Source organism: Nocardia tengchongensis, assembly GCF_054781395.1.
Map to the genome: position 1 here is coordinate 79,043 of NZ_BAAGUM010000017.1, position 13,537 is coordinate 92,579.

11 protein-coding genes are annotated in these 13,537 nt (G+C 67.4%); 6 read left to right on the plus strand and 5 right to left on the minus strand.

The features are described from left to right. Positions 1–142: 142 nt before the first annotated feature. Positions 143–1,285, plus strand: coding sequence for a lipase family protein (locus tag ACYVKL_RS31500; RefSeq protein ID WP_379167783.1), 1,143 nt, complete (start codon positions 143–145; stop codon positions 1,283–1,285). A 59-nt stretch (positions 1,286–1,344) separates the two neighbouring features. On the opposite strand, the gene ACYVKL_RS31505 is transcribed toward ACYVKL_RS31500, so the two are convergent. Together ACYVKL_RS31505 and ACYVKL_RS31510 are read right to left on the minus strand one after the other, a co-directional pair. After that, positions 1,345–2,496, minus strand: coding sequence for a YeiH family protein (locus ACYVKL_RS31505; RefSeq protein WP_379167781.1), 1,152 nt, complete (start codon positions 2,494–2,496; stop codon positions 1,345–1,347). Between the two features lie 4 nt (positions 2,497–2,500). After that, the gene (locus ACYVKL_RS31510; protein ID WP_379167779.1) at positions 2,501–2,674 is read right to left on the minus strand and encodes a hypothetical protein; all 174 of its coding nucleotides are present in this window, start codon (positions 2,672–2,674) and stop codon (positions 2,501–2,503) included. A gap of 150 nt (positions 2,675–2,824) precedes the next feature. Here ACYVKL_RS31510 and ACYVKL_RS31515 point away from each other — a divergent pair, with 150 nt between their 5' ends. Further along, positions 2,825–4,552, plus strand: coding sequence for a GMC oxidoreductase (locus ACYVKL_RS31515; protein ID WP_379167777.1), 1,728 nt, complete (start codon positions 2,825–2,827; stop codon positions 4,550–4,552). Between the two features lie 81 nt (positions 4,553–4,633). On the opposite strand, the gene ACYVKL_RS31520 is transcribed toward ACYVKL_RS31515, so the two are convergent. Next, positions 4,634–5,611, minus strand: coding sequence for an NAD(P)H-dependent flavin oxidoreductase (locus tag ACYVKL_RS31520; protein ID WP_379167775.1), 978 nt, complete (start codon positions 5,609–5,611; stop codon positions 4,634–4,636). Between the two features lie 57 nt (positions 5,612–5,668). After that, entirely contained in the window at positions 5,669–6,922 is a 1,254-nt protein-coding gene (locus tag ACYVKL_RS31525) for an oxygenase MpaB family protein (RefSeq protein WP_379167774.1), read from the minus strand. A 101-nt stretch (positions 6,923–7,023) separates the two neighbouring features. Between ACYVKL_RS31525 and ACYVKL_RS31530 the strand changes: the two genes are divergently transcribed. The 3 genes from ACYVKL_RS31530 (at position 7,024) to ACYVKL_RS31540 (ending at position 11,332) form a co-directional block, all read left to right on the plus strand. Then, a complete protein-coding gene (locus ACYVKL_RS31530; RefSeq protein ID WP_379167772.1) occupies positions 7,024–7,671 on the plus strand; it encodes a TetR/AcrR family transcriptional regulator in 648 nt (215 codons plus the stop codon). Positions 7,672–7,884: 213 nt separating this feature from the next. Then, positions 7,885–9,075, plus strand: a complete 1,191-nt coding sequence (locus tag ACYVKL_RS31535; RefSeq protein ID WP_379167771.1) for a cytochrome P450 family protein — start codon at positions 7,885–7,887, stop codon at positions 9,073–9,075. 493 nt (positions 9,076–9,568) lie between these two features. Continuing rightward, the gene (locus ACYVKL_RS31540; protein ID WP_379167769.1) at positions 9,569–11,332 is read left to right on the plus strand and encodes an acyl-CoA dehydrogenase family protein; all 1,764 of its coding nucleotides are present in this window, start codon (positions 9,569–9,571) and stop codon (positions 11,330–11,332) included. Positions 11,333–11,397: 65 nt separating this feature from the next. On the opposite strand, the gene ACYVKL_RS31545 is transcribed toward ACYVKL_RS31540, so the two are convergent. Beyond that, positions 11,398–12,363, minus strand: coding sequence for a helix-turn-helix transcriptional regulator (locus tag ACYVKL_RS31545; RefSeq protein WP_379167767.1), 966 nt, complete (start codon positions 12,361–12,363; stop codon positions 11,398–11,400). Positions 12,364–12,629: 266 nt separating this feature from the next. Between ACYVKL_RS31545 and ACYVKL_RS31550 the strand changes: the two genes are divergently transcribed. Further along, on the plus strand, positions 12,630–13,535 hold the full coding sequence (locus tag ACYVKL_RS31550) for a helix-turn-helix domain-containing protein (RefSeq protein ID WP_379167765.1): 906 nt from the start codon (positions 12,630–12,632) through the stop codon (positions 13,533–13,535). The last annotated feature ends 2 nt before the right edge of the window (positions 13,536–13,537 follow it).

Genomic DNA, 13,537 nt, shown 5'->3' on the forward strand with positions numbered 1-13,537 from the left:
AGTTGTTGTGACAACAGGTGTCGGCATCTCGCAGACTGGGTATGGTTTCGAACAGCCGGACTGTCCGGGACAGCTGATGCCCCTCGGATCAGGTTGCGCGACAACTGCATAACGAGAGTTAGTGCGAGAAGGGCAGGCAACGATGACTGCGGACACCAACCGCCTCGATGAGGCGGCGGTCGGTGCGTTCGGACCCGGCCGATTGCTGGCCGCCGAACCGATGACGGCCCGGATGCTGCCCGGCCTGAAGCTGCCCGCGCGCGCCTGGCGCATCAGCTACACCTCCACCACCGTCACCGGAGCTCCGACGCAGGTCACCGGTACTGTCCTGGTGCCGAACACGCCGTGGCGCGGACCCGGCTCGCGGCCGCTGGTCGGCTACGCGGTCGGCACCCAGGGCCTGGCGAGCACGGTCGCCGCCGCCTCCTGGCAGCTGCGCTTCGGCCTCGAATACGAGTCGGTCTTCCTGCGCGCGGCCCTGAACCGCGGCTGGGCGCTGGCCGTCACCGACTACCCGGGGCTGGGCAGTCCCGGCCTGCACCCCTACGTCATGGGCCGTGCCCTGGGCCCGGCCGTGCTCGACAGCATGCGGGCCGCGCGGCGACTGCCCGGCGCGGACCTGGATCCCGACGGCCCGCTGGGCATCTACGGCTACTCCGAGGGCGGCAACGCGGCGGGCTGGGCGCTGCAGCTGCAGCCCACCTACGCCCCCGACCTCGAGCTGGCCGGCGGCGCGGTCGGTTCCGCCCCGGCCGACATGCTCGACATGGTGAAGTTCCTCGACGGCACGCCCGCGGCGTTCCTGCTGTTCTACGGCGTGCTCGGCATCGAGGCCGCCTACCCCGAACTGAATGTGCTGCAGCACCTCAACCCGCAGGGGCGGGTGCTGGCCGCGCTGTTCCGCCGCACCCACATCGCGGCGGCCGGGCTGCTCGGAGTCGGCGCGGGCCTGCTGGTGCCCACCCGGGTCTCGACCTACTGCCACCGGCTGCCGTTCGAGGTGCCCGAGGTGAAGGCGCGGCTGCTGGAGAACCGGCTCGGCGGGATCGCGCCCGCCGCACCGGTTCTGGTCGCGGGCGGCACCGCCGAACAGGTCATCCCGTATCCGCAGGCCGTGCGGCTGGCGGAGGAGTGGAAGGCGCTCGGCGCGGACGTCACCATGCGCACCCTGAAGGGTCGCGAGCACATCGGCGGCGCGATGGCCTTCGCCGGACCCGCCATGCGGTTCCTGTCCGAGCGGCTCGCCGAGCAGGCCGACGCGCCCGCTCTGCAGCGCGGCGCATAGCCCTCGAGCAGAAGAAGGGCCGGGATCCTGATCGGATCCCGGCCCTTTCGCGTGTGGCCTCAGCCCGCGACACCCCAGTGCAGGACGCGCGAGGTGAACAGCACCAGCCCCAGCGACACCACCGCGACGGTCACCAGCCCGACCACCGCCACCACGAGCGGCCGCCAGCCGGTGCGCGCCAGCTCACGAATATTGGTGTTGAGCCCCACGCCCGCGAAGGTGAGCAGGAACGCCCACCGGGACACGTTGGCCAGGTTGGTGGTCTGCTGCTTGGACAGCCAGTGGAAGGTCGCGACCGCCGACACCGCCAGGAAGCCCAGCACGAACTTCGGGAACTTGGACCACACGAATGCCGCCTTGGCGCGCAGGCCCGGCGCGATGGCATCGGCCTCGCCGCGCGACGCCCAGTAGGCCGCGAAGCCCAGCACCACGAATCCGATCAGCGCGTTGCGGGTGGACTTGACCAGCACCGCCACCTTGCCCGCCTCGTCGGAGAACAGGTAGCCGGTGGCCGTGGTCTCGGCCGTATTGTCCACGGCCAGACCGGCCCAGAGCCCGAACTCGTGATCGCTCAGCCCGATCGCGTGCCCCAGTGACGGCAGCGCGAACAGGGCGACCGCGCCCAGCGCCAGAATCGCCGCGATGGCATACCCGACATCGGAGTTGCGGGCCCGGATCGCGCCCTTGCCCGCGATGATGGCCGACACCCCGCAGATCGAAGTGCCGATGGCCAGCAGCGATCCGAGCTTGCCGGACAGTCCGAGCCACCGCGACACCGCGAGGATGATCGCGCCCGACACCGTCATGTCGATCAGGATCTGCAGGAAGCTGGTGCCGCCCAGCTTCGCGACGTCCCCGAGCACGAACCGCGACCCGAGCGCCACGATGCCGATCTTGAGCCAGAACTCGTAGGTGCCGACGCCGGGCCGGAAGATCGGGTGCAGGCCGACGGTATTGGTGATGAGCAGGCCGATGACGATGGCCCACAACACGTATTCGATGTCGGGCACGGTCCAGTGGTTGTGCTTGGCCGCACTGTTCCACCAGATCTGCGAGTACTTGCCGAGCACGCCGACCGCGACCAGCAGCGCGATGCCCGGCAGATAGCCGAGCAGCCGCGCCACCGTGAGCGGTCCCGGAGTTTCGTCGAATTCGGTTGCGGCGGTGTCGGCTTCGGTGCTCGTGCCGGGATTCAGGGTGGTGTCGCTCATGTCGTCACCACGGAATCTTCGGCAGCGCGCCGAGCACGGCGAGCACGACCACGACGCCCGACACGATCACCGACCACCAGTCGGCCCCGAGCCGCCCGAGGGCGTCGAGCCGGGCTGATCGGGCGGCGGTCGTCGCCGGCGGGGGAGTGGGACTGTTCACCAGGAACCTCCAGGTCATAACGCGGTACAGCGTCATGGACTATGGGGCCGCCGGAGGTTTTCGGACACCGTTGCGCTCGGCCTGATTCCAGCTCGCGTGGCCGAAAGTGCGGATTTTCTGGCCGACACTCTGTCATGCCGTCATAACCGCAGGTCGTAGCGTCGACCCATGCGATTCGACTATGACGTCATCGTGATCGGCTCTGGCTTCGGCGGCAGCGTGAGCGCACTGCGGCTGACCGAGAAGGGCTATCGCGTCGGCGTGCTGGAGGCCGGGCGGCGGTTCGAGGACCACGAGTTCGCGCAGACGTCTTGGCGGCTGCGCAGGTACCTGTGGGCGCCGGCGTTGGGCTGCTTCGGAATTCAGCGGCTGGCGCTGTTGAACGACACCTTCGTGATGGCGGGCGCCGGGGTCGGCGGCGGTTCACTGGTCTACGCCAACACCCTCTACGAGCCGCCGGACAAGTTCTACGCCGACCGGCAGTGGGGTCACATCACGGACTGGAAGGACGAACTCGCTCCGCACTACGACCAGGCCAAACGCATGCTGGGGGTGACCGCCAATCCGGCCACCACGCCGACGGACCGCGTCTTGCGAGACGTGGCCGAGGGCATGGGAATCGGCGACACCTACCGGCCCACCCCGGTCGGGGTCTTCTTCGGCGGGCCCGGTCGCCGCCCGGGGGAGGATGTCCCCGATCCGTTCTTCGGCGGCGCCGGACCGGACCGGCGCGCCTGCACCCACTGCGGTGAATGCATGACCGGTTGCCGCCACAATGCCAAGAACACGCTGGTCAAGAACTATCTGTACCTGGCCGAAAAGGCCGGCGCCGCAGTGCATCCGCTCGCCACCGTCACCGATGTGCGACCGCTGAACGGCGGCGGCTACGCGGTGGAGACGGCCCGCACCGGGCGGGTGATCCGCAAGCAGCGCCGCGAATTCACCGCCGAGCACGTCATTTTCGCCGCCGCCTCGCTCGGGACCCAGCGGCTGCTGCACCGGCTGCGGGACCGGGGCTCGCTCACGGGGATCTCCGACCGGCTCGGTCACCTGTCGCGCACCAACTCCGAGGAACTGCTCGGCGTGCGCAGCCGTGACCGGAACGCGGATTACACCAAGGGCGTGGCGATCACGTCCTCGATCCACCCCGATCACGACACCCACGTGGAGCCGGTTCGCTACGGCAAGGGCAGCAATGCGTTCGGCATGATGAGCACCTTGATGGTCGACGATGAGGGCGACACCGCGCGCTGGCGGCTCTGGCTGCGGACGGCCCGCCGGCGGCCGCGCGACGTGGTCCGGGTGCACGATGCGCGCCACTGGTCCGAGCGCACCATCGGCCTGCTGGTCATGCAGTCGGTGGACAATTCCATCACGACCTACACCAAGCGGGGGCCGTTCGGCCGCCGCATGACCACCAAACAGGGTGATGGTCAACCCAATCCGACGTGGGTTCCGGCCGGGCACGAGGTCGCCCGCCGGGTGGCGGACGCCATCGACGGCATCCCCATCGGCGCGAGCTCCAGCATCTTGAAGATCCCCATGACCGGCCATTTCATCGGCGGCTGCGTCATCGGCGCTTCCCCCGCCACCGGCGTCGTGGACCCCTACCATCGTCTCTTCGGCCACCCCGGCCTGCACGTCATCGACGGCTCCACCATCTCGGCCAACCTCGGCGTGAACCCGTCGCTGACCATCACCGCCCAGGCCGAACGCGCGATCTCGTTGTGGCCCAACAAGGGTGAGACCGACACCCGGCCGTACCCGGGCTCGGCCTACCGTCGCATCGCGCCGGTCGCGCCGCGCAGCCCGGTGGTGCCGCCGACCGCACCGGCGGCGCTGCGCCTGCCGATCGTGGAGATCAGGACACCGCGGGTCGAAACGTCGGAGGCATAGCTTCCGGGGCGCGAGAGGCTCCGGAATGCCGCGGGGCGGGCGCGAAACATGCGCCCGCCCCGCGGTTTTCGGTGGAGACGGTCAGAGCGCCAGCAGGCGGGCCTTGGCCTCGTCGTACTCGCGGATGAGGCGCTCGACCAGATCGGCGGCCGGGAGGACCGCGTCGACCGAGCCGATGCCCTGGCCCGAGCCCCAGATGTCCTTCCACGGCTTGGCGCCGGGCGTGCCGGCATCCGATTCGCCGGTGCCGAAATCCATGGCCGACGGGTCGGACTGGCCCAGGTTGTCGGGGTCCATGCCGGCGGCGGTGATGCTGCCGCGCAGGTAGTTGCCGTGCACGCCGGTGAACAGGTTCGAGTAGACGATGTCGCTCGCGGCGGAGTCGACGATCATCTGCTTGTAGCCGGGCACCGCGTTGGCCTCGTCGGTGGCGATGAAGGCCGAGCCGATGTAGGCCAGGTCCGCGCCCGCGGCCTGCGCGGCCAGCACGGACCGGCCGTGCGCGATGGAGCCGGACAGCAGCAGCGGCCCGTCGAACCACTCGCGGATCTCCTGGACCAGCGCGAACGGGGACTGCGGTCCGGCGTGCCCGCCCGCGCCCGCGGCCACCGCGATGAGGCCGTCGGCGCCGCGCTCGACGGCCTTGTGCGCGAACACATTGTTGATGATGTCGTGCAGCACGATGCCGCCGTAGGAGTGCACGGCCTCGTTCACGTCGGGTCGCGCACCCAGCGAGGTGATGACGATCGGCACCTGATGCTCGACCACGGTCGCGAGGTCTTCCTCGAGCCGGTCATTGCTCTTGTGCACGATCAGGTTCACCGCGTAGGGCGCGGACGGCTGGTCCGGATTGTCGGCGTCGTGCTTGGCGAGCTCCTCGTTGATCCGCACCAGCCACTCTTTGAACAGTGACTGCGGCCGCGCGTTCAGCGACGGGAACGAACCCACGATGCCGGCCTTGGACTGGGCGATCACCAGCTCGGGTCCGGACACGATGAACATGGGGGAGGCGACCGCGGGCAGACGCAGGCGCTCGGACAGGATGGGCGGCAGGCTCATTGACCAGATTCCTTCATCAAGGGGTTACCCGGCGTAGGTTACTCGCCGGTAAGAAGATCAGGCCGCGCGGGTTTCGGCCAGCCGATCATGGCGGGCGTAGCTGCGATCCGGGCGGTTCACCCGGGCCGCCCGCGCCATCATGCGTTCGGTCAGCCGACGGCCGACCCGCTCGCTGAGCCCGGTCGCGCCCGGAATGAGCCGGCGCGGCACCTCGAGCACACCGTTGATCGCCGCCGTGGCCAGCACCGCCACCAGGAAGATCCGGCTGTAGGGCATCTCCAGGAAGTCGGAGTTGGTCTTGCCCAGCAGGATTCGGCTGTAGGACACCGAGTAGAGGGTGAACGCGCGCCGCAGCAGGCGCGAGCGCAGGCCGGGGCCGTCGAAGCCGTAGATCGGGCCGAGCGCGGACACCAGTGCCTTGGACAGTCGCCGCGAGTCCTCGTCGGGCAGGAATTCGTAGTCGGCCTGCAACCACAGCAGCCGCCAGGTGTCGGTCTCGTCGGCGGGCAGGATCTCCGGATCCAGTCCCATCAGATGGCCGACGTAGCGCCACTGGTGATAGACGGCCGCCTTCTCCTTCTTGGAGAAGGTCAGTCCGACGGCATTGCATCCCGCGATCGTGGCCAGCGAGAACAACATCAGCGTGCCCGCGGTCAGGGACTGGTTGATCGGGTGGTCCCACTGCTCGTGATCCCAGTCCGGCCGCCGGTTCATGCCCGCCCGCACCTGCGCGTGCATGACGCGGACCCGCACGGTGTTCTTGAAGCCGGGACCGAACCGTTCCAGGCCGCCGCGCCCGGTCACGTCCACCCACCAGGTCGCGGTCTCGACCACCCGCCGCGGGGCCATCGCCTCCGCGGCCAGCCCGCCGGTGCCGACCAGCACCTTGCCCGCGCGCGAGGCCAGGTAGCCGCCGTTGAGCGAGAACATCGACAGCGCCAGATTGGTGGCCCACGGCCCGACCCGCCCGCTGACGCCCGCGGCCCGGTCCAGCTTCTCCCGATCCAGCCAGAAGGGCTCCGAATCCAGGTGCGCGAAAAAGGCTTTCAGCTCGGCGGGCGCGTCCGGCACGGTCTCGATGCCGTGTTCCAGCGCGGTCTCGAACAGGGCGCGTACCTGTCCGGTGGGCAGTCGCCGGAACATCTCGATCAGGGCGTCGGCGAGCGGATCGCCCATCTTCGCGAACCGGCGGTAGGCCGCCTGCTGTTCGGGGGTGGGCCGGATATCGCCGGGGGCCAGCATCTTGACCCCGATATTGAAGGGGAACTCCCGGAAGATCACCGGATCGGGCAACTGCTCGGAACGCGCCATTGCGTGCCTCCTGTTGTGCGGAGGTCTGGTGAAGGACGTCACCAGAACTTTGGTGATAGTCTTCACCAAACTTCGCGGCGTGGCAACAGACAGGCGGAACAGTGGACGCACCCCGTGGCCGATACGCCGGACTCAGCGCCGACGAGCGCCGGGCCCAGCGGCGGGAACGGCTGCGCGAGGTCGCACTGGACGTGATCGCCGAGGAGGGCATCGGCGGGTTGAAGGTGCGCGCGCTGTGCACTCGCGCCGGCCTCAACGACCGCTACTTCTACGAGGCGTACTCCCACACCGACCGCCTGCTCTACGAACTGGTCGAGGAGCAGTTGGCCGCGGTGATCGCCACCCTCATGAGCGTCATCGCCACCGCCCCCGCCGACACCCGCGTCCGCCTGCGCGCGGTGGTCGAGGCCGGAGTAGCGGCCATCGCCGACCACCCCGCCCGCCGCCGGTTGACCATCGATATGCAGGCCACCGACGACTTACGCCACCGCAGAACCGAACTCGTGGACCTGGTCGCCAACGTCATGCTGGACCAGGGCCGGGAACTGCTGGGCGAGGAGGCCGTCCGCGGCGTGCACGCCGCTCTGGCCGCCCGCACCGTCGCCCACGGCGGCCTGGAGATCCTCACCGAATGGCTGCGCGGCGAACTGGACATCGACCGCGCCCAACTCGTCGACTTCCTGGTCGCCATGATCCTGACCGCCGCCGAGATCACCACCACCGTGCAGCGCGAGATGGCTACCGGCTGAGGACTATTCGGCGGGCCTCCGCGGTCCTGGGGACGGCATCCAGGTCGGCCACCAGCAATTCGTTCATCTCCAAGTCGATCCGCCGTCGAGGTGCCCGTTGCTGACCTGGGTTATATTTTGCCGCAACCGCTTTCACGGCACACACTGGGAGACTATGTGGATCCGCAGCACACGCATCAGGGCGCGACCCCCGGCGTGAGGTCGCGTGAAGGCGTGCGAATCCCCATCTACAGTCCGGAATTCGCAGCCGACCCGCACTGGCACTACCGGCGAATGCGCAGCGAGTACGGGGCGCTGGTGCCCGTCGAGATGTGGCCGGGCGTGCCCGCCACGTTGGTCATCAACTATTCGACCGCGGTGCGAATCCTCAACGATCCCTACCACTTTCCGGCCGACCCGCGACAGTGGCAGAAGACCGTGCCCTCCGATATCCCCATCATGCCGATGGTCGAGTACCGGCCCAACGCCATCCGCACCAGCGGACACGAGCACGCGCGCTACCGGCAAGCCCTGTCGGACGCTCTGGCCGGCATCGACCTGCACGCGGTGCGGGCCATCGTCGAACACTCCGCGGTTCCCATCATCAACGGATTCGCCACCAAGGGCCGCGCCGACATCCTCAGCCAATACGCGCTCCCGATGGTTTTCTCCGTCTTTTGCGAAATCCTCGGCTGCCCACCGGACATCGGTCAGCGGGTCGCGGCCGCCAGCGCCGCCATGTTCGACGGGGTGGACACCGCGACGGTCAACTTGCAGATGGGTGAGGCTCTACTCGACCTCACCGCGCTCAAGCGCGCCTATCCGGGTGACGACGTCACCACGAGGCTGGTCCAGCACCACGCCATGCTGTCGGACGAGGAGATGGTCCATCAGCTGGTGTTGCTCTTCGCCGCCGGCGTCGAACCCCCACTCAATCTCATCGCCAACACGCTGCTGCTGATGATGACCGACGGCCGCTTCATCTCCGCCGCCGACGCGCCTCCCCTGTCGACCGGCATTGCCATCGACGAGCGCCTGGCGACGGACCCGCCCATGGCGAACTACTGCATCACCTATCCGCCGCAGCCGGTTCTGATCGACGGCGAGTGGCTGCCCTCACACGAGCCGGTCATCATCAGCATGGCCGCGTGCAACACCGACCCGGCACTGACCGGCGGCGCCAGTATCGACAACGGCTGGAACCTCGCATTCAGCTCGGGTGATCACGCCTGCCCCGCGGCCGCCCGCCCCTACGGGCGGCTGCTCGCGCAGGAAGTGATCGACCAACTCTTCGACTATCTCCCCGAAGTCACTCTCGCGGTCCCGCAACAGGATCTGGTGTGGCGGCCGGGCCCGTTCCATCGCGCACTGACCGAGCTGCCCGTGGTTTTCCCGGCCGTGCGCCACCCGTTCCCCACGCCGTAGTCCCGGTGTCCCCGCTGCTCATCGGCGGGCCGAAGCATAGATCCGGCGTACCCGTCGGCGCGCACTGTGAAGGTTCACCGCGAACATTCAGACAATGTGTGCAACACTACAATTCGTGACCTTCAGGCCGAACGCGACACTGCGGCAACGAATCACGCGAGCGGATACGACCGCGACCGTGGTTCGGCAGTGGCATCCTGCTTCCGGCCTGCTCACTCCAATCGATCTCCCGCCGACCACCGTGATCCGGTCGGGCGTGCGTGGCTTCCCCGAACCTTCCCCGGCCCTCGTGACCGCATGTCGCGTGAAGGTGAGTGGTGCGTCGAACTTCTGACAGGTAATCGTCCGGCCCTCTGTCCCGGTCCCGCCACGGCGTCCGCGTAAGCATTCAGCAACGCCGGGACCGGGTGCGTCCAGGGGCGGCGATGACCTCCTATGCCCCCGGCGGACCAAGTAGCCGATGGGATCGATTGAATGAGTTAGGAGACGGATCATGCACGAGCATCAGGAGCGGACCTCATTGGCCGAGGTCCTCCGCCACGGCAGCCTCGAATTCGACCAGCACTTGCAGAAGATCCTGAGCAACCCGGCTTACTTCGTCACCGAGGCCCAAAGCCAGGAGCAACGCCGCCAGAACGCCTACGACCAGCTGCACAACCTGGTCGCGAAAGTCGGCAGCACCCGCGACATCGCCACCGACCTGCCACGACTGTTCGCGGTGTTCGACTGGTCCGCCGTACTGGCAACGGATCTGATTCCGCTGATCTCCGGACACTACAACCTGGCCTCGGGCAGCTTGTCGACCCTCACCGATACCGATTCGGCCGCACCATATCTCGCGGACCTCGACGACGGCTCCAGCGTCGGGGTGATGCTGCTGACCGAGTACGGGTGCGGGTCCAACATCCAGTTCATGCAGACCCGCGCGAGCTGGGACGGCGACGGTTTCGTCATCGACACCCCGAACCCGCGGGCCCGTAAATTCATGCCCAGCGTCGGCATTCCCGTGGCACGCGTCTGCGTGGTCGGCGCCCGCTTCGTCGACGCCGCGGGTGTCGATCACGGCGTGCACCTGTTCGCGGCCCGACTACGCGGACCCGACGGCGCACCCGCACCCGGCGTGACGATCACGCAGCTCGATCATCAGCCGCTGGTCATCATGGACAACTCCGTGATCAGCTTCGACAAACTGAAGGTCGACCGCAGCGCCTGGTTGAGCAACGACCTGGCGACCATCGACGACGACGGTGTGCTGACCTGGCGCGACGAGGAAAGCCGCAGCAGGTCGTTCGCCTCGGCGATCAGTCAGCTCACGGTCGGGCGCCTCGCGCTCGCATCCTGCCTCAACGCTTCCGCCCGGGCTTCGCTGTACATCGCGCTGCGCTACGCCGCCAAGCGGGTGGTGCCCCTGACCCCCTCGGACACCCCGTACATGGTCGAGCTGCCGCACGTGCGCGACACCCTGCTCACCGACCTGGCCGGCACCATCGCCCGAACGCTCTACGGCAACTCGGTGAAAACATCACTGGCGGGCGGCGACCTCACCAGCCGGGACACGGTCGTGTCGGTGATGCTGGCCAAGCACTACATCCAGCTGCACGCCCTGGACACGGTGACCCACGCCAGAATTCGGATGGGCGCCCAGGGCATGTTCAGCGCCAATCGCGTGGCCGACTACCTCGGGGTTTGCCACGCGGCCATCACCGGCGAGGGCGATTGCCACGTCCTCGGGTCCGTGGCCGGTCGCGTCCTGGCCAAATATCTGGCAGGAAAGCCGGTACCCGAAGTCGTTCTGCACGATCCCACCGATCAAGCCGATCGCCTGAGCCTGTTCAGCACTCGTACCTTGACGATCGTGGAGGAGACCCAGCAGTACCTGACCACTCCCGGTCTCGAGGGTCGCTTGGCGGTCATTCCCGAAGCGCTCACCCTCGCCGAGGCCTACTCGGCCGAGGAAGCCTTCCAGGTGCTGCACCGATACTCCGATCACCCCGAGATCGCCGCCGTGCGAGACGTATTCGCGCTGAGCTACCTCGACCAGCACGCGGTGTGGTACCTCACCCACGGGCTGCTCGACGTCGCAGCGGTGAACACCACCAAACGGCACCTGCGCCTGGCGCTCGACAACCTCGCCGAGCACCTGCCGTCGTTGCTGGACGCTTTCGGTCTCGACGATGAAACGCTTGCGGCGCCGGTGCTTTCCGACGATCTGCCGGCCGCCTGGGAATCCCGCTGCAGCGATCCGCGACGACGCTGAGTCGCGCTGCCACCGGACAGGCCGGCCCGCCTGTCCGGTGGCGTTCCAGCTGGTCCCATCCAGGGTCATACCGACTGCAGACTCTGATGTCGTAGCTGACCGGGCGAAGCGCCGTACTTGTCACGGCAGGCGTTGTTGAAGGTGGACAGGGACACAAATCCGCTGTCGTAGGCGACATCGGCGATCGTGCGACCGGTGTACCGCGGATCGGTCAGCCGCTGCACAGCCCGTTCGGTGCGGGTGGCGAGTAGGCAGCTGTGCGGGGACATGCCGGAATCCTGCATCGCACGCTCGAGTTGGCGGCGGGACACCCCCAGATGCTCGGCGACCGCCTTCACCGTGAGCCGGGGGTCGTCGCTGTAGCGCTGGATATGCATGCGGGCATCTCTGGAGATGGCGGCGAATCTGGTTGCTTCCGGAGCCCTACGTTCATCGAGCGCGGCGGCGAGCAGCCCGGCCCAATGAGTGCTGATTTGCAAGAACTGGCTGGATGTCATCGCGTCACTGTGGCGGGAAAGCTGCTCGGCCAGAGCGAGAACGGACCCTAGCAGAGGATCGTGCGCGTCCAGCTCCAGATGCGGTGGCCCCTTCGGTGACAGGCGCAGTGAGCTGGTGGGTACGTTGAGGATCCAGCCCCGCACGTCGTCTTCGTGGGAGAGCACCATCCGCTCACCCCAGTCGACGACGCCCAGCCGGCCACGCTTCAGCAGCACTCTGCTGCCGTTTTGCTCGATCCCGAGGGCCCCGCGGCGTGGAATGAGCAATCGGGCGCTGCGGTCGCCGTCGGCTTCGATCTCGGCGCGCGTGCGCTCGTAGGAGATCGCGGTGGATTCGAACTGCACATTCTGAAAGTCGCCCAGCTGATAGCCTGCCAACCGTTGCACCTTCAGTGCGCCATGGAATTTCGGCCAGTTGCCGAAGTTGACCCGCGCACCGCCTTGATTGGCAGAAACCTGCTCCCGCCAATACGCCGGTCTGTCGTCCCTCGACAGCTCGGATGTGGTGTCGCTTGCCACCTCCAACTCAGGCACCAGCGCCTCCTACCCTTTCCGAGAACCCGAAGCTGATCCGGTCGCGCATCCGGTCGACCCGAATCTATCCGTGGAGTTGACCTTTCACCGGACGAGCAGCGGCGGATCGATCGACCCGGAGCCTCTCCGTGTCGTGAATCGGGAATCGGATCGTCGCAGATCCGGTCGACCTCGGCATGTACACGCACTTAGCCTGTGACTGGATTGCCTGCCTCCACCTGGCCATAGGCCATCTCGAGAAGGTTTGGGAAGGAGGTCGGCTCACCGTGCAGGCGAACAATCACTGCTCACCGGCGATGACCACTGTGACTCCGCGCGCCATGCAGCCGCGCTCGCATATCCGAACGGCCTCGCATCGGCGAAAGTCCCTCTCTCCGCGGGCCCGTCAGCATTTGCCCTGGTTCGACAAGTACGAGGTCTACGACGACACCCTCGTGCATCTGATGTCGTTCTTCGACAGGGTGGCGCGCCGATCTGCCCGGTTCACTCGTGCGGACCTCGCTGACGAGCTCAAGGTCAGTCCGTCAGCAATCATCAAGTATCTGCGGGGGGAGCGTGAGATTCCGAACCCTGCGACGGTGAGGCTGTCTCGAAAGCTGAACATCCCCAGGGCTGTCGCACCGAAGGTCGCTGCCGCACTCCTGCCGGGCTTCTACACCATCGAAACTGGATCGTTTCCACCGCAATACGGTGTGGGCGACCTCGATCTACTGAACTCGCTCAGTTGCCCGGGCATGCTCAATGCTGGTCCGGACCACCGCATCATGGCAGTGAACCAACCGTTTCTGGATCTCTTCCCCTGGTTGCCGGAACCGACTCTGGACCGCCCTGTCAATTTCGCGGTGGAGATATTCACCAATCCTGGCGCCAAGGAATCCTTCGGGGCATCCTGGCCGGACATCGCGGCCCACATCGCAAGGACACTGCAGGTCTTCTGCGCCGGAGTCGTTCCGGCCGAGCGCATGGGGCAACTGTTCGAGGCGTGCCGAAAGAATCCGCAGTTCGATCGCAATATGGAGCAGGCATCGTGCGAGGTGGACTTTCCAGCAACGGTTCTCACCGTGTTGTGCCAGGACGGGCAGCGTCGCCCGTACGTCCTGAAGACGCTCAACCAGGCTTTGCCGGACCCAACAGCATTCGACCTGGTTACTCTCACCCGACTCCAAGGCTGAGG